General features: G+C 46.1%; 20 protein-coding genes. 17 read left to right on the top strand and 3 right to left on the bottom strand.

Features of this window, described 5'->3' with window-relative positions; genetic code table 11:
• The first annotated feature begins 67 nt into the window (after nucleotides 1–67).
• The 6 genes from MHB72_RS16175 to MHB72_RS16150 all read left to right on the top strand — a co-directional run bounded on the left by MHB72_RS16175 (nucleotide 68) and on the right by MHB72_RS16150 (nucleotide 6,979).
• On the top strand, nucleotides 68–1,303 hold the full coding sequence (locus MHB72_RS16175; protein ID WP_020452564.1) for an NAD(P)-dependent malic enzyme: 1,236 nt from the start codon (nucleotides 68–70) through the stop codon (nucleotides 1,301–1,303).
• Between the two features lie 362 nt (nucleotides 1,304–1,665).
• Complete coding sequence (accD, locus tag MHB72_RS16170; protein WP_003184337.1) at nucleotides 1,666–2,541, top strand: acetyl-CoA carboxylase, carboxyltransferase subunit beta; 876 nt, start codon at nucleotides 1,666–1,668, stop codon at nucleotides 2,539–2,541.
• The gene (gene accA, locus MHB72_RS16165) at nucleotides 2,526–3,497 is read left to right on the top strand and encodes an acetyl-CoA carboxylase carboxyl transferase subunit alpha (RefSeq protein WP_216919797.1); all 972 of its coding nucleotides are present in this window, start codon (nucleotides 2,526–2,528) and stop codon (nucleotides 3,495–3,497) included. Before accD ends, accA begins: the two co-directional genes overlap by 16 nt.
• A 247-nt stretch (nucleotides 3,498–3,744) precedes the next feature.
• Entirely contained in the window at nucleotides 3,745–4,704 is a 960-nt protein-coding gene (gene pfkA, locus MHB72_RS16160) for a 6-phosphofructokinase (RefSeq protein WP_020452561.1), read from the top strand.
• 24 nt (nucleotides 4,705–4,728) lie between these two features.
• A complete protein-coding gene (gene pyk / locus MHB72_RS16155) occupies nucleotides 4,729–6,486 on the top strand; it encodes a pyruvate kinase (RefSeq protein ID WP_020452560.1) in 1,758 nt (585 codons plus the stop codon).
• Nucleotides 6,487–6,592: 106 nt separating this feature from the next.
• On the top strand, nucleotides 6,593–6,979 hold the full coding sequence (locus tag MHB72_RS16150) for an FxsA family protein (protein ID WP_020452559.1): 387 nt from the start codon (nucleotides 6,593–6,595) through the stop codon (nucleotides 6,977–6,979).
• 42 nt (nucleotides 6,980–7,021) lie between these two features.
• Here MHB72_RS16150 and ytvI read toward each other — a convergent pair whose 3' ends face one another.
• Nucleotides 7,022–8,137, bottom strand: coding sequence for a sporulation integral membrane protein YtvI (ytvI, locus tag MHB72_RS16145; RefSeq protein ID WP_020452558.1), 1,116 nt, complete (start codon nucleotides 8,135–8,137; stop codon nucleotides 7,022–7,024).
• 101 nt (nucleotides 8,138–8,238) lie between these two features.
• Between ytvI and MHB72_RS16140 the strand changes: the two genes are divergently transcribed.
• Entirely contained in the window at nucleotides 8,239–8,703 is a 465-nt protein-coding gene (locus tag MHB72_RS16140; protein WP_020452557.1) for a DUF441 domain-containing protein, read from the top strand.
• A 669-nt stretch (nucleotides 8,704–9,372) separates the two neighbouring features.
• On the opposite strand, the gene bglS is transcribed toward MHB72_RS16140, so the two are convergent.
• Nucleotides 9,373–10,104 (bottom strand): beta-glucanase, encoded by a 732-nt coding sequence (gene bglS, locus MHB72_RS16130; protein WP_197407188.1) that lies wholly within the window; start codon nucleotides 10,102–10,104, stop codon nucleotides 9,373–9,375.
• A 626-nt stretch (nucleotides 10,105–10,730) separates the two neighbouring features.
• On the opposite strand from bglS, the gene citZ reads away from it, so the two are divergent.
• The 9 genes from citZ to coaE all read left to right on the top strand — a co-directional run bounded on the left by citZ (nucleotide 10,731) and on the right by coaE (nucleotide 22,280).
• Nucleotides 10,731–11,849: a citrate synthase gene (citZ, locus tag MHB72_RS16125; RefSeq protein WP_020452555.1), complete on the top strand. Its 1,119-nt coding sequence runs from the start codon at nucleotides 10,731–10,733 to the stop codon at nucleotides 11,847–11,849.
• A gap of 166 nt (nucleotides 11,850–12,015) precedes the next feature.
• On the top strand, nucleotides 12,016–13,287 hold the full coding sequence (icd, locus tag MHB72_RS16120) for an NADP-dependent isocitrate dehydrogenase (protein WP_144499094.1): 1,272 nt from the start codon (nucleotides 12,016–12,018) through the stop codon (nucleotides 13,285–13,287).
• Between the two features lie 47 nt (nucleotides 13,288–13,334).
• The gene (mdh, locus tag MHB72_RS16115; RefSeq protein ID WP_020452553.1) at nucleotides 13,335–14,273 is read left to right on the top strand and encodes a malate dehydrogenase; all 939 of its coding nucleotides are present in this window, start codon (nucleotides 13,335–13,337) and stop codon (nucleotides 14,271–14,273) included.
• Nucleotides 14,274–14,602: 329 nt separating this feature from the next.
• The gene (locus MHB72_RS16110; RefSeq protein ID WP_020452552.1) at nucleotides 14,603–15,325 is read left to right on the top strand and encodes a response regulator transcription factor; all 723 of its coding nucleotides are present in this window, start codon (nucleotides 14,603–14,605) and stop codon (nucleotides 15,323–15,325) included.
• Nucleotides 15,318–17,063, top strand: a complete 1,746-nt coding sequence (gene pnpS, locus MHB72_RS16105) for a two-component system histidine kinase PnpS (RefSeq protein WP_216919799.1) — start codon at nucleotides 15,318–15,320, stop codon at nucleotides 17,061–17,063. The genes MHB72_RS16110 and pnpS overlap by 8 nt, the downstream gene beginning before the upstream one ends.
• Before the next feature lie 255 nt (nucleotides 17,064–17,318).
• A complete protein-coding gene (gene polA, locus MHB72_RS16100) occupies nucleotides 17,319–19,958 on the top strand; it encodes a DNA polymerase I (RefSeq protein WP_020452550.1) in 2,640 nt (879 codons plus the stop codon).
• A gap of 18 nt (nucleotides 19,959–19,976) precedes the next feature.
• Complete coding sequence (gene mutM / locus MHB72_RS16095; RefSeq protein WP_023855481.1) at nucleotides 19,977–20,804, top strand: DNA-formamidopyrimidine glycosylase; 828 nt, start codon at nucleotides 19,977–19,979, stop codon at nucleotides 20,802–20,804.
• A 220-nt stretch (nucleotides 20,805–21,024) separates the two neighbouring features.
• Nucleotides 21,025–21,657: a sporulation membrane protein YtaF gene (ytaF, locus tag MHB72_RS16090; protein ID WP_009329359.1), complete on the top strand. Its 633-nt coding sequence runs from the start codon at nucleotides 21,025–21,027 to the stop codon at nucleotides 21,655–21,657.
• Between the two features lie 17 nt (nucleotides 21,658–21,674).
• Nucleotides 21,675–22,280 (top strand): dephospho-CoA kinase, encoded by a 606-nt coding sequence (gene coaE, locus MHB72_RS16085; protein ID WP_020452548.1) that lies wholly within the window; start codon nucleotides 21,675–21,677, stop codon nucleotides 22,278–22,280.
• Nucleotides 22,281–22,305: 25 nt separating this feature from the next.
• On the opposite strand, the gene MHB72_RS16080 is transcribed toward coaE, so the two are convergent.
• The gene (locus tag MHB72_RS16080; RefSeq protein WP_254122040.1) at nucleotides 22,306–23,526 is read right to left on the bottom strand and encodes a pectate lyase family protein; all 1,221 of its coding nucleotides are present in this window, start codon (nucleotides 23,524–23,526) and stop codon (nucleotides 22,306–22,308) included.
• 517 nt (nucleotides 23,527–24,043) lie between these two features.
• Here MHB72_RS16080 and MHB72_RS16075 point away from each other — a divergent pair.
• On the top strand, nucleotides 24,044–25,066 hold the full coding sequence (locus MHB72_RS16075; RefSeq protein WP_216919803.1) for a glyceraldehyde-3-phosphate dehydrogenase: 1,023 nt from the start codon (nucleotides 24,044–24,046) through the stop codon (nucleotides 25,064–25,066).
• The last annotated feature ends 9 nt before the right edge of the window (nucleotides 25,067–25,075 follow it).

Genomic DNA, 25,075 nt, shown 5'->3' with positions numbered 1-25,075 from the left:
CAAGAATCTTAAGCAGAAAACGAAGCAAAGTTTTTGGCAAAATTCCCTTGAAGGAGTGTTTGTTAACATGTCATTGAAAGAAAAAGCGCTGCATATGCACAAAGTAAACCAGGGCAAATTGGAATCAAAATCAAAAGTGCAGGTTCGCAATGCGGATGATTTAAGCCTTGCATATTCTCCGGGTGTGGCTGAGCCCTGCAAAGCGATTTACGATGATAACAGCAAAGTATACGATTATACAATGAAGGGAAACATGGTAGCAGTCGTCTCGGACGGAACGGCAGTACTCGGTCTCGGCAATATCGGCCCTGAAGCCGCCCTTCCGGTTATGGAAGGAAAAGCGGTTCTTTTCAAAAGCTTTGCCGGTGTGGACGCATTCCCAATCTGTTTAAATACATCTGATGTCGACAAAATTGTTGAGACGGTCAAGCTGCTTGAGCCGACATTCGGCGGCGTCAATCTTGAAGACATTGCAGCGCCGAACTGTTTTGTCATTGAAGAACGCCTCAAAAAAGAAACAAAAATCCCGGTGTTTCACGATGACCAGCACGGTACTGCAATCGTTACGGTAGCCGGTCTCGTCAATGCGCTTAAGCTGTCCGGCAAATCGATGTCTTCCGTCAAAGTCGTGGCAAACGGCGCCGGAGCAGCGGGAATTGCCATTATCAAGCTTCTTTATCATTTCGGCGTGCGCGATATCATCATGTGCGACACGAAAGGCGCGATTTACGAAGGCCGTCCGAACGGCATGAACGCTGTTAAAGATGAAGTCGCAAAATATACGAACAAAAACCGCATAGACGGATCGCTCAAAGATGTGATCAAAGACGCCGATGTCTTTATCGGAGTTTCCGTCGAAGGCGCTTTGACAAAAGAAATGGTTGAAAGCATGGCTGACAAACCGATCATCTTCGCCATGGCGAATCCAAATCCAGAAATCATGCCTGCTGAAGCGCATGAAGCCGGAGCAAGCGTCGTTGGAACGGGACGCTCTGACTTCCCTAACCAAGTGAACAACGTTCTCGCATTCCCCGGCATCTTCCGCGGGGCGCTCGACGTCCGCGCGACACATATTAACGAAGAAATGAAAATCGCCGCGGTTGAGGCGATCGCATCACTCGTTTCCGACGAAGAGCTGAGCCCCGAATATGTCATTCCGGCTCCGTTCGATCCAAGGGTCGCACCGGCCGTTGCCAAAGCGGTAGCGAAAGCCGCGATGGAAACAGGTGTTGCACGAATCGATGTCGATCCTGAAGAAGTCGCTGAAAAGACAAGAAAGCTTGCAGTAATTGAAGGAAAATAAAACTCCATTTTTGTGATCAGCGCGTGATTGCTCTGGCCTAAAGAGCCGTCACGCGCTGTTTCTCGAATATGATGTACAGTTTTTCCTCTTATTGGGGACACTTGTAAGGGAATATGCGGGCTGTAAAAAATTTTTTCAAATCGCTTTTCCGGACTTTTGTATCCGCTCTCAAGGCTGATATATCAATTTGTCAGTCTCTAACCGCATCAAGTGCGATTCGGCTGTTTGCCGGTCAAAAATGTCGAATTGAGGATGACACCGTTTGACAAAAAAAGTACAATAGTTTCGGTATAGTGATGTTCTAGTCTATAAACAGGACAGGCATACATGAAGAAAACCCTTCAGAAAAGGGAGGTAATCTTTTGTTAAAAGATATATTCAGCAAAAAGAAAAAAAAATACGCTTCCGTTCCCGCGGAATCAGCAAAGCAAGATGTACCGGAAGGGATCATGACAAAATGCCCGGATTGCAAAAAAATCATGCTCACAAAAGAGCTGGATAAAAACTTAAGGGTCTGCATGAACTGCGGTTACCATCTTCAAATGAACGCGAAGCAGCGTATAAAAAGCCTGCTGGACGATGGCTCCTTTGAAGAATTCAATCAGGATATGATGTCTGAAAACCCGCTGGAATTCCCAGGATACCTTGAGAAACTGCAAAAAGACCGGGAAAAAACATCGCTGAATGAAGCGGTTGTCACCGGAAAAGGGACGATTGACGGATCTCCGGCAGTCGTTGCCGTGATGGATTCATCTTTCAGAATGGGAAGCATGGGGTCTGTCGTAGGCGAAAAAATTACGCTGGCGATCGAAAAGGCAAGAGAAGAAAAAGTGCCTTTCATTATTTTTACCGCATCAGGCGGTGCGAGAATGCAGGAAGGCCTTCTCAGCTTGATGCAAATGGCTAAAACAAGCTCCGCTTTAAAGCTGTTCAGTGAAGAGCAGGGCTTGATCATTTCGGTGATGACACATCCGACAACAGGCGGTGTATCCGCAAGCTTCGCATCCCTCGGCGATTACAACCTTGCCGAGCCGGGCGCGCTGATCGGCTTTGCCGGAAGAAGAATTATCGAACAAACCATCCGTGAAGAACTGCCTGAGGATTTTCAGACTGCGGAATTTCTGTTAAAGCACGGACAGCTTGATTCCGTCGTTCACAGAGCAGACATGAAAAAAACGCTCGGCAGCATTTTGAAAATGCACCAAACTGGAGGTGATCTCGAGTGGCTGGAGAATTAGAATTTGAAAAACCGGTGGTCGAACTGCGTGAAAAGATCGCCGAATTGAAAAGGTTCACACAGGATTCCGATATGGATTTAAGCTCTGAAATTACGAAGCTTGAAGCTCGTCTTGAAAGGCTTGAAGAAGACATTTATACAAATCTGAAAGCCTGGGACAGAGTCCAGATTGCAAGGCATCCGAACCGTCCGACAACGCTCGATTATATCGAACATCTTTTTACCGATTTTTTTGAATGCCACGGAGATCGATATTTCGGTGATGATGAAGCGATTGTCGGCGGAATTGCCAAGTTCCGGGGCCTTCCTGTGACAGTGATCGGCCAACAGCGCGGCAAGGATACAAAAGAAAACATCCGCCGCAACTTCGGAATGCCGCATCCGGAAGGCTACCGCAAAGCGCTCAGGCTGATGAAGCAGGCCGATAAATTTAACAGGCCGATCATCTGCTTTATTGATACAAAAGGAGCATACCCTGGAAAAGCAGCTGAAGAGCGGGGGCAAAGCGAAGCAATTGCCAAGAATCTTTTTGAAATGGCGGGACTCTCTGTGCCGGTCATCTCGATCGTCATCGGGGAAGGCGGCAGCGGGGGAGCGCTTGCGCTCGGCGTCGCAAACCGCTTATTGATGCTGGAAAACTCAACTTATTCGGTGATCTCTCCCGAGGGAGCGGCTGCTATCCTCTGGAAGGATTCAGGACTCGCGAAAAAAGCGGCAGAAACAATGAAAATCACCGCTCCGGACCTTAAAGAATTGGATATTATAGATCATGTTATAAAAGAAGTAAGAGGCGGAGCACACCGCGATGTAGAGCAGCAGGCCGCCTACATCGATGAAGCGCTGAAAAGCGAGCTTAAACCCTTGTTGAAACTGGATAAGAACGAGCTGATTCAACAAAGATATAACAAGTATAAATCAATTGGGAAAATTTCGACTGAAAACCAATTTGTTGGATAAAATAAATAAACGTGAGGCCTTTGGCTCACGTTTATTTTTTATGGATAAAGGTGAAAAGTGAAAGGATTGTGTCTTTCACCCGCGATTTTTCAAAGAGTTTGCTTAAAATTTATTTAAAAACTTTTTGTTTAATTGTATAATGAGTAAGGTTTTATAGGGATTTTCGGAAAATTTTCATCCCTTTTTCATTGTTTTAGCGGCAATGAACGTGTTAAGGTAAATTATATATGTTTTCGAGGTGAAAAAGATGAAACGTATCGGAGTATTGACGAGCGGCGGAGATTCCCCGGGAATGAACGCGGCGGTCCGCGCGGTTGTCAGGAAAGCGATCTACCATGACGTAGAAGTATACGGAATTTACAACGGGTATTCAGGTTTAATCAGCGGAAAAATAGAAAAGCTTGAAATCGGTTCTGTCGGAGATATCATTCACCGCGGAGGAACGAAGCTATATACAGCAAGGTGTCCTGAGTTTAAAACGGTAGAAGGACGGGAAAAAGGAATAGCGAATTTAAAAAAATATGGTATAGAAGGATTAGTCGTCATTGGCGGAGACGGTTCTTATATGGGAGCGAAAAAGCTGACAGAACACGGTTTTCCTTGTGTCGGAGTGCCGGGAACAATCGACAATGACATCCCTGGAACAGATTTGACGATTGGATTTGATACGGCGTTAAATACCGTTATCGATGCCATCGATAAAATTAGGGATACAGCTACATCCCACGAACGTACATACGTGATTGAAGTAATGGGCCGCCATGCCGGGGACATTGCTTTATGGTCAGGTTTGGCAGGAGGCGCGGAATCCATTTTGATCCCTGAAGCTGACTACGATATGGAAGAAATTATTGCAAGGCTGAAAAGAGGGCATGAGCGCGGCAAAAAACACAGCATCATCATTGTGGCGGAAGGCGTCGGAAGCGGCGTTGAATTCGGCAAAAGAATTGAAGAAGCCACAAATCTCGAAACTAGAGTATCGGTGCTTGGACATATCCAGCGCGGCGGTTCTCCGACTGCAGCAGACCGTGTATTGGCAAGCCGTCTAGGGGCATTTGCGGTTGAACTGCTTCTTGAAGGAAAAGGCGGACGCTGTGTCGGAATTCAAAATAACCAGCTTGTGCATCATGATATCATTGAAATACTCGATCATAAACATACAATTGATCAAAGCATGTACCGCTTGTCTCAAGAACTGTCAATCTAGTGTAAAACCCGAGGAGGAAGCAATATGAGAAAGACTAAAATAGTTTGTACAATTGGGCCGGCCAGCGAAACTGTTGAAAAGCTCACCCAGCTGATGGAAGCCGGAATGAACGTGGCGCGCTTGAACTTTTCCCATGGAGATTTCGAAGAGCACGGCGCAAGAATTAAAAACATTCGCGAAGCAGCCGGCAAGCTGGGAAAAGATATCGGTATCCTTCTTGATACGAAAGGTCCGGAAATCCGCACGCACACAATGGAAGGCGGTTCAATCGAACTGGAAGCGGGTTCTCAGCTGATCGTGTCAATGGAAGAAGTCATCGGTACGCCTGAAAAAATCTCAGTTACATATGATGGGTTGATTCACGATGTATCAATTGGTTCAACGATTTTGCTTGACGATGGACTGATCGGACTTGAAGTCACAGATGTCAACAAGGACAAGCGTGAAATCGTCACGAAAGTAATGAACAGCGGAACGCTGAAAAACAAAAAAGGCGTGAATGTGCCGGGCGTCAGCGTCAATCTTCCGGGAATTACGGAAAAAGACGCTAACGACATTGTGTTCGGTATCGAGCAGGGTGTTGATTTTATCGCGGCATCTTTTGTGCGCCGTCCGTCGGATGTTCTTGAAATCCGCGAACTTCTTGAAGAGCACAATGCGGCAGATATTCAAATCATTCCAAAAATCGAAAACCAGGAAGGCGTTGACAACATCGATGCCATTCTTGAAGTATCAGACGGTCTGATGGTCGCACGTGGAGACCTTGGTGTTGAAATCCCTGCTGAAGAAGTGCCGCTCGTTCAAAAAGAACTGATCAAAAAATGCAATGCGCTTGGCAAGCCTGTTATCACGGCTACCCAAATGCTCGACAGCATGCAGCGCAATCCGCGTCCGACACGCGCGGAAGCGAGCGACGTTGCCAATGCGATCTTTGACGGAACTGACGCGATTATGCTTTCAGGTGAAACTGCTGCGGGAAATTACCCTGTTGAAGCCGTTCAGACGATGCACAATATCGCTTCCCGTTCAGAAGAAGCGCTCAACCATAAAAAGATCCTTTCTGCACGAAGCAAGCAAGTCAGCATGTCAATTACAGATGCCATCGGCCAGTCTGTGGCGCATACGGCAATCAACCTTGACGTGAATGCCATCGTCACACCGACAGAAAGCGGTCATACGGCGAGAATGATTTCCAAATATCGCCCGCAGGCGCCGATTGTCGCAGTTACGGTAAATGATGCGGTTTCAAGAAAACTGTCTCTAGTCTTCGGTGTTTTCGCAACAAGCGGACAAAACCACAGCTCCACTGACGAAATGCTTGAAAAAGCAGTGCAAAAATCTCTCGACACAGGCATCGTACGCCACGGCGACTTGATCGTTATCACGGCCGGAGCTGTCGGTGAAGCCGGCACAACAAACTTGATGAAAGTGTATGTTGTCGGAGACGTGGTCGCAAAAGGCCAGGGAATCGGACGCAAATCCGCGTTTGGTGAAGTGGTCATCGCTCAAAATGCACAAGAAGCGGATAAAAAAATGAAAGATGGCGCCGTTTTGGTTACAAAAAGCACGGATCGTGACATGATGGCGTCCCTTGAAAAAGCGGCTGCGCTGATTACTGAAGAAGGCGGTTTAACCAGCCACGCGGCAGTCGTAGGCTTGAGCCTCGGCATCCCTGTCATCGTCGGAATGGAAAATGCGACTTCCATTCTCAAAGAGGGAGAAGACATTACGGTCGACTCCGCCCGCGGAGCTGTTTACAAAGGACGTGCAAGCGTACTTTAATCGCTTATTGAAGAAGAAGGGAAGCTTTTCCCTTCTTTTTTTGCAGGCGGCACAAGCAAAACAGGGCGGCCGTTCGCTTCCATATTAGAATTATGAGGTGAAGACAATGAAGTTTTTCTTATTATTTCTCGTCATTTTTCCAGCGAGTGAAATCGGTCTGTTCCTCTTGTCCGCTAATTGGATCGGTGTCTTGCCGACCGTTTTGCTGATCATCTTGACGGGATTTCTCGGGGCCGCTCTCGCCAAAAAACAAGGAATCGAAGTTTACTACAAAGTTCAGCGCGATCTTCAGTACGGAAAAATGCCTGGGGATGCGATTTTGGACGGGCTTTGTATTTTCATAGGCGGCATGCTGCTTTTGCTGCCCGGCTTTTTATCGGATATCATCGGTTTACTGCTGCTGCTGCCGGCAACGCGCAGCCGTTTCAAACCGTTCATATCCCGCAAGCTGAAGAGGATGTCTGAAGGCAGGCGGATCAACATCATCAAATAACCCGATAAGCGGCGGCCCGCATTGGAAAAAGCAGGCTGCCGCTTATTTTTCATTTCCTTTAATAAACTGCCATACGTCTTTAAAAATACCTGTTGTAAAGAGAGCCTGAATGAGAACGAGAAGGGCGGGACCCATGATCAATCCGAGAAAGCCAAACAATTTGAAACCGGCAAACAGCGCGATCAATGTTCCCAGAGGGTGAAGTCCGATTGACCGGCTCAAAATCTTCGGTTCGGCCAGCTGCCTGAAGACGAGCACGACGATGTACAGGACTCCGAGGCCGATCGCGAGCGGCAGCTGCTTGGACGCTGCTAAATAGACGATCCACGGCACAAATACAGACCCCGCTCCCAAATACGGCAGCAGGTCGACCAGCCCGATGAGAAAAGCGATGGCGACAGCATGATTAACCTTCAACACAGAAAGCCCGATCAACACCAGCACCATCGTCATCGCCACAAGGGTAAGCTGGGCCTTCACAAAGCCTGCCAGCGCTCTTTTCAATTCCGCATAGACAGCCGCTGCACCCGAGATCAGCCGATCAGGAAGAACAGACCGCGCCTTGTTTTGTATTTTATGCAAATCTTTGCTGATAAAAAAAGTGGCCAGGAGCGAAAAGATCAGCACGGCCGCCATATTCGGCAGAAAGGCGAAAAAGAGGGGCACCATCTCAAGAATTTTTGAAAGAAACAAAGCGGTGCCTGATGCGAGTTCACTGCCCAAATTTTGGACCTGTGTAATGATCGATTCCTGCTGGGCGGCTTCGAGCCCGTCAAAAAAAGCGGCAAGCTGATTATACAGCGGCATGATTTGATTCGTAAAAAACGATTCGATATAAAGAGCGGCTTTATTAAACTGGACGGGGAGTATTTTAGCCAAATGAGCCGTTCCAGAGACAATCTCGGCAACGACCAGTGTCAAAAAGCCGGCTCCGGCGATCAAAAAGCCGCATAGCACGATGCCGACATTAACGCCTCTCGGGAGCCCGGTCCGCTTATCGAGCCATTCCACAAAAGGGTTGATCATGATGGCGAGAATAAGCGCAATCACAAAAGGATAGGTTAACGGAAAAGAGTAGTAGCCGACCGCTCCGCAAGCAGCGGTCAAAAACAGCACATACACTGCCCGAAGCGCAGCTGTGAGATAGGATTGATTCAATTCTGCATCCTCCTGATATTAGAAAGCATGTCCTTATTTCATTTTATTCTTGAGTCCTGTTATTATGAGAAAGGTCATAAAAAAATGGAGTTGAATACAGCATGTTTACTCAAGCTAATTTATTTTTGATCCTGCTTTTGGCCATCGCATTAATCGCGAAAAATCAGTCGTTGATCATCGCGGTATCCGTCCTGCTTTTGATCAAGCTGACCGGCCTCGATCAAAAGCTGTTTCCGGCCATCCAATCCAAAGGGATTAACTGGGGAGTTACCGTTATTACAATAGCGGTCCTTGTGCCGATTGCCACTGGAGAGATCGGCTTTAAACAGCTTGGCGAAGCGATGAAATCATATTACGCATGGATCGCACTCGGGGCGGGCATTCTCGTAGCATTGATCGCCAAAAACGGGATCACATTGCTCGCGGAAGACCCGCATATCACCACCGCTCTTGTATTTGGAACGATTTTAGCGGTCGCTTTATTCAAAGGCGTTGCCGTCGGCCCGCTCATCGGTGCCGGGATCGCCTATCTTGTCATGCAGGCCGTCCAGCATTTTACATCTTAGAAATGCGGGCCAGCTCCCCCTGTTTCAGGGGGTTTTTTAGTTTGAAAAAAACGTTCGCAACTAAAAATAAACATACATAACGCAGTTAAAACTCCTAAAAATCTGTAAATAGACGTCAGCTGGTGCAAAAAAATAAGGCCCTCTATAAAAGAGGGCTGAGTTTGTCAAAAACCTGTGTGGGGAAATATGACCGTTTATTTCGAATTTGTGGGTTTTTATTTGTGGAGTCTTCAGCAGGTAAGCTTGGATAAAAAGAAAAAATGATCTATCGTCTCTTTCGGGCTGAAACGCTTGCATCAGTTATCGCATCCTTTATTATGATGGCTGTCGAATTGCGAGTGCTGTTCAGTGCCGGAGAGTTTATTTTTTCTGCTAACTGAGACGTCGGATATGATTGCGGCGCGGACGACAGCAAGTGATTTTAATGAACGAAAAAGAAAAATTGATAGAAAACAGAAAGAAATTGAGGAAACCATCAAAAAATTGAAGGATATGAGATGTCATTTTCACAAAAGAAAGAGAACTAAAGAAGCAAAAAAAGCAAACCCAGGAAGAGGGCTGTCATCATCTCGATAAGATTGTATAAAAGACTAATCATGCCAACAACTCCTCATTACAATCATAAGAGCCTGGTTAGGTTGAGGCTGCAGGCTCTTATCATTTTTGACATTATTTTTTTGTATAACGCACCCAGTCGTAATGAGCGTATAGAGGTGTTACACCGTTGTAGGAACCGAGCCAGTCATCGACACCAATACCATTCCACAAGTTCATCATGATCTTTCCTGGCGTAGTCGGAATTTGGCTCGTCGCGGTATGTTTTAATTGCCCATCGACATACCATTTAATCGAGTTTGGCTGCCAATCGAACGCATACGTATGATAGGCATTGGATGCATCAAATCCGAGATCCACAAGCTTCTCATGGTTTCCTACACCATTCGTATAGTAGTTAAACTGAACCTTTGTTGTGTCTTTTCCTAAAAATTCGATATCAATCTCATCCCAAGGAGTTCCATCTGTTGGACCTGTGTAAGTGAAGAACGATGAAACGATCCCTACGTTTTTAGCTGGTTTCATTCTGACTTCATAAAGTCCATATCCATATGTTTGAACAGAGCGATTTTCCCCGCAGTCAAACTTGTTATAAGATGGACTTGTTAGCCCCAAACGCATTTCACCTAATGATGTCATTGATACGTTATTTGCACGCCAAGTGCAGTTGAACACACCTCCATTCGAATAACCATTTGCTTTCTGCCATACACCGGAGTTATAGCTGTTAAAAGTGTCAAAAAACGATCCGCCTGCTTGAGCCGAGGCAGTAGAAGTGACTGCAGACAAACTCAAAAACAATCCAGTGACAAGAAGCAGCAACACTCGTTTCATACGATAAGGCATGTGGCATTCCCCTTTCTTTGAAAACGTTTTCTTTATCGATCATACCTGATTCTTTTAAAAGGGAACATCAGTCAAAATAATGATAATAACTTTTCATTCATAAAAACTCCCCCCGTTTGTTTTAAAACGGATGAAGGGGATTTCCTGTAAAGTAACAAGTAAAAGATTTTATCTCTTTTTCTTTTGTTTATAAATTTATTATAGGTGAAAATCATAAACCGATTAGTATGAAAGAACTGGAGGAATACGTCTGTCCACTTTTAATAAAAATCCCTTCCCAAAACCTCCCTCAAATAGATACAGAAGAATACATGATTCTACAAAGCTGTCGATTGATAATAAATAACTACGAACCCTTGATTTATAAGGCTTTGAAAGCATTTTTGATCAAAAACCTACAAATTTATCAGATTATTGTTTATAATATAAATATGCTTAATCTTTATTAAGCATATCGGAGTATCGAACGGTATATAGAAACGCACGATTGTTTTATTTGAAAAACGATTTAATGTAAGCATTTTCTTTTTGGGTTGAAGAAGATGTATACAACATGCGTTGTTTTTGCTCCTAGGTTTTGGTTTAATTTTAAAAGGGGAAATTTTTAAAAAAAGGGAGAGATGAGTATGACAGCAACACGCGGCCTTGAAGGGGTAGTCGCCACTACATCATCAGTAAGTTCAATTATTGATGATACTCTTACATATGTAGGGTATAACATCGATGATTTGACAGAAAAAGCTAGCTTTGAAGAAGTTGTTTATCTGCTTTGGCATTTAAAGCTGCCGAACAAAGAGGAGCTCGCAGAGCTTAAAAAACAGCTTTCTGAAAATGCCGGTATCCCCAAAGAAGTGATTGACCATTTCAAATCCTACTCGAATGGAAAAGTCCACCCGATGGCAGCTCTTCGGACAGCCGTTTCTTTACTCGGACTGTTTGACGAAGAAGCAGATCAAATGGATGCGGAAGCAAACTACAGAAAAGCGGTGCGTCTCCAAGCGAAGATGCCTGCGCTTGTCGCTGCTTTTTCAAGAATCCGCAAAGGGCTCGAGCCGATTGAGCCGAATCCGGAACTCGGTTTTGCCGCCAACTTTCTCTACATGCTGAATGGAAAAGAACCTTCACCTGTTGAAGTGGAAGCGTTTGACAAAGCCTTGATTCTGCATGCGGATCATGAGCTGAACGCATCTACGTTCACAGCCAGAGTATGCGTCGCGACGCTTTCAGACGTCTACTCAGGGATCACGGCCGCAATCGGGGCCTTGAAAGGTCCGCTTCACGGCGGAGCAAACGAAGCAGTTATGAAAATGCTTTCAGAGATTGGCGAGGTTGAAAACGTAGATTCATATATTCACGCCAAGCTTGAAAAGAAAGAAAAGATCATGGGGTTCGGCCACCGCGTATACCGCCAGGGAGATCCCCGCGCAAAACATTTGAAGGAAATGAGCAGACGTTTGACGAATTTAACGGGTGAAAGCAAATGGTATGAGATTTCAGAGCGGACTGAGGAAATCGTCACGTCTCAGAAAAAACTGCCGCCAAACGTAGACTTTTATTCTGCGTCGGTTTATCATAGCTTAGGAATCGACCATGATCTGTTCACGCCGATTTTTGCGATCAGCAGGGTATCAGGCTGGCTCGCTCACATTCTCGAACAGTATGAAAATAACCGACTGATTCGTCCGCGGGCTGATTACACCGGCCCTGACATGCAGACGTTCATTCCGATTGAAGACAGAAGCTGACCGTTTGAAAGGAGGCTGTTCGAGCTTTGTTCGGCCGGCCTCTTAACGGCTTTCTTAGGAAACAACGATTTCATGAATCTATGAAAAAACATGTTTGTCCCCCGCCAAACGGGGGAAACAAATGTTTTTCTATATTGAAGAATTACATATTATGGGAGGTTTTATTGTGGCACAAGGCGAAAAAATTACAGTCTCCGGCGGAGTATTAAACGTTCCAAACAACCCGGTTATCCCGTTTATTGAAGGGGACGGAACAGGTCCTGATATTTGGAGAGCGGCTTCAAGGGTTCTTGAAGCGGCTGTGGAGAAAGCGTATAACGGCGAAAAGGAAATCACTTGGAAAGAAGTCTACGCCGGGGAAAAAGCGTACAACAAAACAGGCGAATGGCTTCCTGAAGAAACGCTTGATACGATCCGCGAATACCTGATCGCGATTAAAGGTCCTTTAACAACTCCTGTAGGCGGCGGAATCCGCTCATTAAACGTAGCGCTAAGACAAGAGCTTGACCTGTTTACATGCCTGCGTCCTGTCCGCTATTTCACAGGCGTTCCTTCACCGGTTAAACGCCCTGAAGATACGGATATGGTCATCTTCCGCGAAAATACTGAAGATATCTATGCCGGCATCGAATACGCGAAAGGCTCTGAAGAAGTTCAAAAGCTGATTTCATTCCTGAAAAACGAGCTTGGCGTTAACAAAATCCGTTTCCCTGAAACATCAGGCATCGGTATCAAGCCGGTTTCTGAAGAAGGAACGTCAAGGCTTGTCAGAGCTGCGATCGAGTATGCAATCGAGCACGGCCGCAAATCTGTAACGCTCGTCCATAAAGGAAACATCATGAAATTCACGGAAGGCGCCTTTAAAAACTGGGGCTATGAAGTGGCTGAAAAAGAATTCGGCGATAAAGTATTCACATGGGCCGAATACGACCGCATCGCTGAAAAAGACGGCAAAGACGCTGCAAACAAAGCGCAAAGCGAAGCTGAAGCGGCCGGCAAAGTCATCATCAAAGACAGCATCGCTGACATCTTCCTTCAGCAGATCCTGACCCGCCCTGCCGAGTTTGATGTTGTGGCGACAATGAACCTGAACGGGGACTACATTTCAGATGCGCTTGCTGCCCAAGTCGGCGGAATCGGCATCGCTCCTGGAGCAAACATCAACTATGAGACAGGACACGCCATCTTTGAAGCGACACATGGTACAGCTCCAAAATATGCTGGCCTAGACAAAGTAAACCCGTCTTCAGTCATCCTATCCGGCGTGCTGCTTCTTGAGCATTTGGGCTGGAATGAAGCTGCCGACCTTGTGATTAAATCTATGGAGAAAACAATCGCATCCAAAGTCGTCACATACGATTTCGCTCGTTTGATGGACGGCGCGACTGAAGTTAAATGCTCTGAATTCGGTGATGAGCTTATCAAAAATATGTCTTAAACGGCTGTTTTGGGGTAAAACAACAACAATTAAAAGGGGTAGAAAACATGGGAAAGAAGCGAAATAAAGTATCTGTCATCGGAGCGGGCTTTACAGGTGCAACAACTGCGTTTTTAACGGCTCAAAAAGAATTGGCTGACGTCGTGCTAGTCGACATTCCGCAGCTTGAAAACCCTACAAAAGGGAAAGCGCTCGATATGCTGGAAGCGAGCCCTGTCCAAGGATTTGATGCGAATATTACAGGAACGGCAAACTACGAAGATACGGCCGGCTCAGATATCGTCGTCATCACGGCGGGAATCGCAAGAAAGCCGGGAATGAGCCGGGACGACCTCGTGGCTACAAATGAAAAGATCATGAGGAGCGTAACGAAGGAAGTTGTTAAATACTCACCTGATTGTATCATCGTCGTTCTGACAAACCCTGTGGATGCGATGACATACGCCGTCTATAAAGAATCGGGCTTCCCGAAAGAGCGGGTCATCGGCCAGTCGGGAGTTTTGGATACGGCAAGATTCAGAACGTTTGTCGCTCAGGAGCTCAACCTTTCCGTCAAAGACATTACAGGTTTTGTACTGGGCGGACACGGGGACGATATGGTTCCGCTCGTTCGCTACTCTTATGCAGGCGGCATTCCGCTTGAAACGCTTCTTCCGAAAGACCGGATCGATGCGATTGTTGAAAGAACGAGAAAAGGCGGGGGAGAAATTGTCAACCTGTTAGGAAACGGAAGTGCGTATTATGCGCCAGCCGCTTCCCTGACAGAAATGGTTGAAGCAATCTTAAAAGACCAGCGCCGCGTGCTGCCGACTATTGCCTACCTTGAAGGCGAATACGGCTATGAAGGCATTTACCTCGGCGTTCCGACGATTATCGGCGGAAACGGTCTTGAACAGATCATTGAACTTGAACTGACTGAAACAGAAAGAAGTCAGCTTGATCGATCCGTTGAATCAGTCAAAAACGTCATGAAAGTATTATCATAATGAAAACAGCAGGAAGGCTTTATACAAGCCTTCCTGTTTTTGAATGCGATCTTTTTTTACATAAAACCATATGAAAATCAAGACATAAACACGGGCTGTCAGCATATACCTAATCATAATCATCTGCCCGGACATTTTCATTCTTTTTTCTGGAAGCATTCCATCGCTTAAAACAGCGGTTTATTGCCGAAAAAGAGAGATTTTATGCAAAACACTGAAAAATCAAATTGTCGAACGGATAGGCTTTCGTTAAAATAGGAGTGAAAACGTTTATTTAACAAAAGATAGAGAAAGAGATGTCGGGGAAATCTGAAGCCTGGAGGCATGTCATGAGCAAAAAGATATTAGTTGTAGATGATGAGGAATCGATTGTTACCCTTCTAAAATATAACCTTGAACGGTCGGGCTATCATGTGGTGACGGCCATGGACGGAGAGGCCGGCTTATTAAAGGCGATTGAAGAGAAGCCGGATCTGATCGTGCTCGATCTGATGCTTCCTAAAATGGACGGCATTGAAGTATGCAAGGAACTCAGACAGAAGAAGCTGATGTATCCGATTTTGATGCTGACCGCTAAGGATGATGAATTTGATAAGGTGCTCGGTCTCGAGCTGGGTGCCGATGACTATATGACGAAGCCGTTCAGCCCGAGAGAGGTGACGGCAAGGGTCAAAGCGATTTTAAGAAGAACACAGACGCTGTCCGTTCATCCGGAGGAGACGGAAGAACCGGATGCAGGCGAGCTGATCATAGGAGAATTGAAAATACTTCCAGAACATTATGAGGTTTACTTTCAAAACGAACGCCTCGAGCTAACGCCTAAGGAATTCGAACTCCTTTTATATTTGGGAAGGCATAAAGGGAGGGTGCTGACGAGAGACCTTCTCCTCAACGCTGTCTGGAACTACGACTTCGCGGGCGATACGCGCATCGTCGATGTCCATATCAGCCATCTTCGCGATAAGATCGAAAAAAATACGAAAAAACCGGAATACATTAAAACAATCAGAGGTCTTGGCTACAAAATGGAGGAGCCGAAGCTGAATGATTAAATTCCGGACCCGGCTTTTAGCTGCCCTGCTGACGCTTTTGATTCTCGTATTTGCTTCACTCGGTTTTCTGCTCGTTCACTTGTTTCACTCCTCATACGATGCCAAACTGAGCAGCCATATTGAAAAAGAAGCCGCTTTGGTCGCTTCATTGGCAAATCGTGAAAACATGAAGTCTTCGGAGCAAGGAGCCATTTTAGAGAAGGCAAGCCGTGAACTGGACAGTCATGTATCGCTGGTTGATACAAAAGGTCAGGTTCTTTTTCATTTTGGGGGCCGTGCAGAAGATCAATCCGTTATCAAAGAAGCGCTTGAGTCGGATTTAAACGGTGAAGGAGGAGGCTTCAGAATCAATCCGGATGACGAGTCCGTTTACCGTTACGTGCAGCCGCTGAAAGAAGACGGGAATGTGAATGGATATATTCTGATCAGCACTCCTGTCGATTCATTGCAAGATATCAATCAAAAGATCTGGATTCTCCTCGGCGTGAGCCTTGGAACGGCCTTTTTAATCATCGCCGGGCTTGGGGCGAGAATAACCTCTCAATATACGAATCCGATTGAGTCTGCGACACAAGTAGCGATTGAGCTTGCCAAAGGAAACTATAAAGCAAGAACTTTCAACGAAGATGAAACGATGCTAAGCCAGTCCATCAATATGCTGGCGCAGAACCTGCAGGACATGACAAGAGCACAGGAAATGCAGCGCGACCGTCTGCAAACCGTCATCGAAAATATCGACTCCGGTCTGATCTTAATCGATGGAAAGGGTTATATTCACCTTGTGAACCGCGCTTATCAAAAGCAATTTCACGTAGAAGCCGATCAGCTTCTTTACCATTTCTATCACGAAGTGCTCGAACACGAAGAAATCATTAATCTCATCGAAGAAATTTTTATGACGGAAACAAAGGTCCGCAAAATGTTTAAACTGCCGATCAAAATTGAAAGAAGGTATTTTGAAGTCGACGGAGTTCCAATTATCGGCATCAATGATGAGTGGAAAGGCATCGTTCTCGTGTTCCATGATATGACGGAAAGAAAGCAGCTTGAAGAAATGAGGAAGGACTTTGTCGCCAATGTCTCCCATGAGCTGAAAACGCCGATTACATCGATCAAAGGGTTCACCGAGACGCTTTTAGACGGAGCGATGAACGAAAGGGAGACGCTGCTGCAATTTCTATCGATCATCTTAAAAGAGAGCAGCCGTCTGCAAACGTTGATCCAGGACCTGTTGGATCTGTCGAAAATCGAACAGCAGAACTTCACCTTGAATATTCAAAATTGCAATATTGGTGAAATCCTCGCTGAAATTGGGATGCTTTTGAAGAATAAAGCGGAGGAAAAAGGAATCACCTTGACCCTGGAAAAGCCGGAGATGCCAGCCGTTGCTTCTGGGGATCCGCACAGACTAAAGCAGATCTTTTTAAATTTGGTGAACAATGCCCTCACATATACGCCTGAAGATGGAAACGTAACGATTTCGGCTGATGTACTGGAAAATGCAGTGCAAGTCAAAGTGAAGGATACGGGCATCGGGATCAAGCGGTCCGAAATCCCGAGAATATTCGAACGCTTCTACCGGATCGATAAAGACAGGAGCAGAAATTCAGGAGGAACCGGTCTCGGCCTTGCGATCGTCAAGCATTTAGTCGAAGCCCACGACGGTGAAATCGACGTCGAAAGCGAGCGGGGGAAAGGCACCGAATTCACGGTCCGCTTAAAACGCGCATCCGAGTAGCTTCATTTAGCAAACTTTACAAAGGCTTAACAACTTTTATATATATGGTTAAAACTTGGCTGATAGGATCATTAGTGAACCCCTTCATCCAAGGAGCCATATGGACGGACGCGATCAACAGCGCGTCCCTTTTTTTATTTTTCTGCGAAATCACTCTCATTTTCCTTTCAAAATGAACTTTGCTAAAATAAAATAAGCAAATATGATCACGAAGTTGAATGGAAGCTGACGAATCGGCTCCTTAGGAGGATAAAGATGACTGAAAGAAAAAAACTAGTATTGGTTGACGGAAACAGCCTGGCTTACCGCGCGTTTTTCGCTCTGCCTCTTCTCAGCAATGAAAAAGGGATACATACAAACGCTGTGTACGGTTTTACCACGATCTTAATGAAGATGCTTGAAGAAGAAAAACCGACCCACATGCTCGTTGCTTTTGATGCGGGGAAAACGACATTCAGACATAAAACGTTTAAAGAATATAAAGGCGGCAGACAAAAAACGCCGCCCGAGCTGTCCGAGCAGCTGCCGTTTATCCGCGAGCTCCTCGACGCCTATCAAATCTCAAGGTATGAGCTTGAAAACTACGAGGCCGATGATATTATCGGCACCCTTGCCAAGTCAGCGGAAAAAGACGGATTTGAAGTGAAGATTTTTTCAGGCGACAAAGACCTGACACAGCTGGCTACAGAAGGAACGACGGTCGCCATCACGAAAAAGGGCATTACAGATGTTGAATACTATACGCCGGAACATGTCCGGGAAAAGTACGGACTTACACCTGAACAAATCATTGACATGAAAGGGCTGATGGGAGACTCATCAGACAACATTCCAGGTGTGCCGGGCGTCGGCGAAAAGACGGCGATCAAGCTTTTGAAACAGTTCCATACAGTAGAGGAGCTGCTGTCGTCAATAGACGAAGTCAGCGGAAAAAAACTGAAAGAAAAGCTTGAAGAATTTAAAGAACAGGCATTGATGAGCAAAGAGCTTGCGACAATTACGACAGAAGCGCCGCTTGAAGTCACCCTCGATTCCCTCGGATACGAAGGTTTTGACAGGGAAGCGGTCGTCAAGATTTTTAAAGATCTCGGTTTTAACTCTTTGCTCGAAAGGATTGGCGAAGAGCCGGGAGAAAAAGAAGAAGAACAGTTTGAAGAGATCAACGTCACGATCAAAACAGACATCACGGATGATTTGTTTGCGTCACCGGCTTCACTCGTTGTCGAACAGCTCGGCGACAATTATCATGAGGCGCCGATCCTCGGTTTTTCGATCGTCAACGAACATGGCGCTTTCTTCATCCCGGAAGAGACAGCTGTTCAGTCGGACCGTTTTAAAGAGTGGGCCGAAGACGAGTCGAAAAAGAAATGGGTGTTTGATGCAAAACGCGCGGCGGTCGCTTTGCGCTGGCGGGGCATCGAACTGAAAGGCGCAGAATTTGACGTTCTCCTTGCGGCCTATATCATCAATCCGGGACACTCTTACGACGATGTTGCAAGCGTTGCGAAAGAACACCAATTACACATTGTCGCGGCAGATGAAGCGGTCTACGGAAAAGGCGCGAAACAGGCGGTGCCGGATGAGAAGGAGCTTGCCGACCATTTAGCCAGAAAAGCGAAGGCGATATCGCTGCTCCGCGAAAAGCTTCTTGATGAATTGGAGAAAAACGAGCAGCTCGATCTGTTTGAAGCGCTCGAAATGCCCCTCGCCCACATTCTCGGTGAGATGGAATCGATCGGTGTCCAAGTCGATGTCGACAGATTGAAAAAAATGGGGGAAGAACTGTCCGCCAAATTAGCGGAATACGAGAAGAAAATCCACGAGTCAGCAGGTGAAACGTTCAATATCAATTCTCCAAAGCAGCTCGGTGTGATTTTGTTTGAAAAACTCGGGCTGCCTGCCGTCAAAAAAACAAAAACGGGCTATTCGACTTCAGCCGATGTGCTGGAAAAACTGCGCGACAAACACGTCATTATCGAAGATATTCTGCACTACAGACAGATCGGCAAGCTCCAGTCCACATACGTCGAAGGGCTTTTAAAAGTAATCAAAAAAGACAGCCATAAAGTGCATACCCGCTTTAATCAAGCTTTAACACAGACGGGAAGGCTCAGCTCAACCGATCCCAATCTGCAAAATATACCGATCCGTCTTGAGGAAGGCCGCAAAATCCGGCAGGCGTTTGTCCCTTCGCAAAAAGGCTGGCTCATATTTGCTGCGGATTACTCCCAAATCGAATTGAGGGTTCTCGCCCACATTTCAAAGGATAAAAATTTGATTGAAGCGTTCACGAACGATATGGACGTTCACACGAAAACGGCGATGGATGTTTTTCATGTATCAGAAGAAGAAGTCACCCCTGCGATGAGGAGGCAGGCGAAAGCCGTCAATTTCGGAATCGTTTACGGAATCAGCGACTACGGCTTGTCGCAAAACCTGGGAATTACAAGAAAGGAAGCGGCCGCGTTTATTGAGCGCTATTTCCACAGCTTCCAGGGAGTTAAAGAATACATGGAAGAAACCGTTCAAGAAGCGAAACAGAGGGGCTATGTGACGACTCTTTTAAGCCGGAGGCGGTATATACCGGAATTGACGAGTCGGAATTTCAATCTGCGCAGCTTTGCCGAACGGACGGCAATGAACACGCCGATCCAGGGAAGCGCCGCAGATATCATTAAAAAAGCGATGATCGACATGGCGGACAAGCTGAAAGAAAAAAATCTCCAGGCCAAACTGCTGCTGCAGGTTCATGACGAATTGATTTTTGAAGCGCCTGAAGATGAAATCAAAGTGCTTGAAAAACTGGTTCCGGAAGTAATGGAACATGCATTGGAGCTCGATGTTCCGCTGAAAGTGGACTGCGCTTCAGGGCCTTCATGGTACGATGCAAAATAGAGAAAAGGAAGTGATGATGTGCCGGAATTACCAGAAGTCGAAACGGTCCGGCGCACTCTTGCCGGGCTTGTAAGAGGGAAAACGATCGATGCGGTTGATGTCAGATGGACAAAAATCATAAAACGTCCGGAGGAGCCTGAGGAATTCGCAAGGCTCCTGGCCGGTCAGACGATTCAGTCGATCGGAAGAAGGGGAAAATTCCTGTTGTTTCATCTTGATGATTGTGTCATGGTTTCCCATTTGAGAATGGAAGGAAAGTACGGGCTTCATCAAAACGATGAACCTCTTGATAAACATGTGCACGTCATTTTCAGGTTCACGGACGGAAGCGAGCTGCGCTACCGGGATGTCAGAAAGTTCGGCACGATGCATTTGTTTAAGCCGGGAGAGGAACTGACGGAGCTGCCTCTCAGGCAGCTCGGTCCCGAACCTTTCAGCGAGGAATTTACAGCCGGTTACTTAAGAGAGCGCCTGAAGAAAACAAACCGCTCAGTGAAAACCGCACTGCTCGATCAGCGGACAGTGGTCGGACTGGGCAATATTTATGTCGACGAGGCTTTGTTCAGAGCCGGTATCCATCCCGAGACAACAGCGAACAAGCTCACAAAAAAACAGACGGTTCTTCTTCATGAAGAGATCGTTCAAACGTTAAAGGAAGCTGTTGAAGCAGGGGGAAGCACAGTCAGATCTTACATCAATTCACAAGGTGAAATCGGCATGTTCCAGCTCAAACTTTTCGTTTACGGCCGGAAAGATGAACCTTGTAAAAAGTGCGGATCTCCAATTGAAAAAACAGTCGTTGGCGGAAGGGGCACGCATTTTTGCATAAAGTGCCAGAAAAAATGACAATCGCATAAAAGGGACAACAGCAAGCCGTATCATGGTTCAAGCTGTCGATGCATACGCTCCATATAGCTGTTAAAAGCAAGCTTTAAGGTGTGATGTTTCTTTTTCGGGTAAACAACACACGGATGGTTTTCTTCTTTCATATATATAAGAAGCCTAGAAAGCTGCCTTTAGGCTGCATGACTTAACTGCTCGCATCAACAGAAAGGAAGAGCCTGATATGATGTTTGCATCTTTCTTGCTGCTGGCATTTGCCGTCAGCTTGGACAGTTTTTCAGTCGGATTTACTTACGGATTGCGAAAGTTGAAAATCCCATTTAAAGCGATTTTGATTATTGCTTTTTGCTCTGGTGCCGTGATGTATATTGCCATGATGATCGGAACCCTTTTGGCGAAATTCCTGCCCGTTGTCGTAACAGAAAGGCTCGGAGCCGTCATATTAATGGGGATCGGCGCATGGGTGCTGTATCAGTTTTTCAGGCCGGAGAAAGAACAGGATCTCGTCTTCTCTGAAAAAACGCTCATCAACCTTGAATTGAAATCGCTCGGAATCGTGATACACATTTTAAGAAAACCGACAAGCGCCGACATTGATAAATCAGGAATCATTACCGGTATAGAAGCTTTCCTTCTCGGTTTTGCCCTCTCTATTGACGCGTTCGGAGCAGGGATCGGCGCGGCTGCGCTCGGCTTTTCCCCTGTACCGATGAGCATTACGGTAGGCATCATGAGCTCATTGTTCGTATTTTGCGGAATACAGGCGGGGCGATTTTTATCGAAATGGAACTGGATGGATAAACTGACCTTTCTTCCCGGTATATTGCTGATTATGATCGGCATCTGGAAACTGTAAGAAGGAGGTGCAGGCCTTTGACATTGGTCATCGGGTTGACCGGAGGGATTGCCAGCGGCAAAAGTACTGTCGCGCAAATGTTCCAGCAGTGCGGCATCACAGTCGTCGATGCGGACGTGATCGCGAAAGAGGCCGTTGAACAAGGGATGCCCGCTTATCAGAAAATCGCAGAGACATTTGGTCAAGGCGTGCTGCTTGAAACAGGCGGTATCGACCGGAGAAAACTTGGAGAAATTGTTTTTACTAACGAAGAAAAGAGGATGCAGTTAAATGCGATCGTCCATCCGGAAGTGAGAAAAATGATGATCAAACAGCGCGACGAAGCCATCCGGGCCGGTGAACGGTTTGTTGTTCTCGATATTCCGCTTTTATATGAAAGTGGGCTTGAACATTTGACAGATAAAGTGATCGTCGTCTGGGTGCCGATGGAGCTTCAGCTTGAGCGGCTGATGAAAAGAAACCGGCTCACTGAAGACGAGGCGCTGAACAGAATTCACGCCCAGCATTCTCTTGACGAAAAAAAGAAAAAGGCAGACGCGGTGATCGATAACAGCGGCAGTCTGAAAGATACAGAAGCGCAGCTTCATCAGCTGCTTGATACATGGTCAAATATTGAAAAGTGAGCGCGAAATTGCGCTCACTTTTTTATTAGTCGTTTTTAAACTGGCTGTAATTCGCATAATACAGCGCGGTGCGTTGTGCACCTGCATACCGTTCGGCAAAAGCTTTGGCATTGCCTGCCTTCATCGTCCGATAGCTGTAGTTGGATGAAGGTTTCCAGCTTGTTTCAGGCGATTTCTGTCCTTTTATCGCCGGATATGATCCGACATCTTTAAATGAGCCGTCTCCGTAATCATCAAGTATGCCTTTCTCGCTGCCCGTACCGAAGTAATTGGCTTCAGAATAAATTTTGGCCAATGTCGTTATCGTGAAGCCTAGATGGTAATTGTTGATATAATTGTTTTTCACATGAAAATGGCCGTAACGCATCAACCCGGGCGCCCTGACATAGAGATTCTCAAAGCGGTTGTGGCTGATTGTCATCCGCGGATATCCATTATATATACTGTGGTATTGCTTGTCATCTTGAGGCCAGCCGAGAATCAAGCCGTACCTGTGGTCTGTGAATGTGCTGTGAGACAGTGTGACGTAATCGGCTTTAGCGCCGATGTATAAGAGCTTGTCGAGATCGTGACCGTTTGCTGAATAGCTGTGGCCCTGGAATGTGACATGGTCAATCCAGTAATTCCTCGAATCTGTAATGTAAACAGGGATGTCGTTGTTTTCATTTATGAATGCATCATGTGCAATGATCAGATTTTTGAAAATCACGTTGCCTGAGTCCGTTTTTGTTTTAAAGTAAATGTTGTTCAGCTTATGTTTTTCATACGAGCCGATGATTGTTTTATTGCCCCCCACCGTCAATACCGTTTTGGCTGAAGCGCCGATATTGCTGGAGACGACAATGGTGCGGGGCGTTGAACCTCCAATATTGGCTTTCAGTTCGCCCAGATTGTTGACATAGACGACTTTTCCAAGCAGGCCGCCGGTTGTGCCTGTTTTCTGCTTGCCATTCGATTCCTTTGCATAGCCCGCGAAACCTTCGAGCCCGTCGCTTGGAAGCTTCCACTTTTGGACGGAGCCGCCTGTATATTTGGCAAGCTTCACTCCGCTGCCGTCCAGTGTCAGGGCAAGGCTGTTGTTTTGCGCACTGACGATTTTATACGTGATAAAGTCTCCGTTTCCGTCTTTGTCAGCCCCGATAATATTCCACAACTCTTCTTTTCGTGAATTGTCATAGTAGACTACAGCGGGATTATTGTTTGACAACGCGTAATGGGAAGGGATGATAATTTTGCCGTTATCCATATTTCTGATTTTGAACTGTTTGCCGTCAGACGTATCCAGCCTCCATCTTTCTGCTTTTTCCCCGCTCGTCTGTTTTGCTGTTAGCAGTGCATTATCTTGATTCCCGGCGGGCGTGATGTTTATGCCTGATAAGCTTTCCAGCCTGATCATCTGTTTCGGATAATCTTCGTTCGCCGCGGAAGCGGCTGCTGTTCCTATAAAAAAATAAATGCCGGCCGCAGCCAAAAAAGAAATGATAAAATATATGTTTTTGGTCAGTTTCATGGTTGTCCTTTCTTGAAGACACTGCCTTCTGTCGTGTGAAAATTTGGCGCCGTTGGAAATTGTAGCACTAAAGATGTATTTGAAATATATGCTTTAATGCCGATTTTTTCTAGTTCTTTGTTCACTGTTTCACAAAAACTGCGTAAATTTGCTGTAAAAGAAACAAATGGTATGGCTAATTAAAAATAATGTGTTATACTTATTTTGAATAAATCATGATGTGGAATGACATAAAATAAGGGGTGCATATTTGATGAAAGTGAAAGTTGCGATAAACGGATTCGGCCGGATCGGCAGAATGGTGTTTAGAAAAGCGATGCTTGATGAACAGATTAACATTGCAGTGATCAATGCGAGCTACCCTCCGGAAACGCTCGCTCATTTAATAAAGTATGACACAAATCACGGCCGATATGAGCTTGATGTAAACGCTGGAGACGATTGCCTGTTCGTTAACGGTAAAAAGGTCATGCTGACCAATCAGAGGGACCCTAAACTTCTTCCGTGGGCGCAATACGGGATCGACATCGTCGTAGAAGCGACGGGGAAATTTAACGCGAAGGAAAAAGCGGAAGCTCATATTGAAGCCGGCGCGAAAAAAGTTATTTTGACAGCGCCGGGGAAAAATGAAGACATTACAATCGTGATGGGCGTCAATGAACGCGAATTTGATGCGGAGCGTCATACGATTATTTCAAACGCTTCCTGTACGACGAATTGTCTCGCTCCTGTCGCAAAAGTGCTTGATGATGCATTTGGCATTGAAAACGGCCTGGTGACCACTGTTCACGCATTTACAAATGATCAAAAAAATATTGATAATCCGCACAAAGACTTGAGAAGGGCGCGCGCCTGCGGTTCTTCGATCATTCCGACAACGACAGGCGCCGCGAAAGCGCTGTCACTTGTCATGCCACATTTAAAAGGAAGAATGCACGGCCTGGCCCTGCGCGTTCCCGTCTCAAATGTGTCACTCGTTGACCTTGTGGCTGATTTAAAAAGCGATGCGACGGCAGAAGATATTAATGAAGCGTTCCGAATGGCGGCGGCAGGCTCGATGTCCGGGATCCTCGATGTATGCGATGAACCGCTTGTCTCATCCGATTTTAATACGAATCCATACTCGGCGGTGATCGACAGCCTTTCAACAATGGTGCTTGAGAACAGAAAGGTGAAAGTGCTCGCATGGTATGACAACGAATGGGGATATTCGTGCAGGGTTGTCGATTTAATCAGATACGTGGCTTCAAGAATGAAACACCCTTCGGCTGTATAAAATAAGAGC

Origin of the sequence: Bacillus sp. FSL K6-1284 (assembly GCF_038002625.1) — a bacterium.
GTDB classification, from domain to species: domain Bacteria; phylum Bacillota; class Bacilli; order Bacillales; family Bacillaceae; genus Bacillus; species Bacillus paralicheniformis.
The sequence above is the reverse complement of the archived record's forward strand: the minus strand, read 5'-3'. Positions and strand labels throughout refer to the sequence as shown.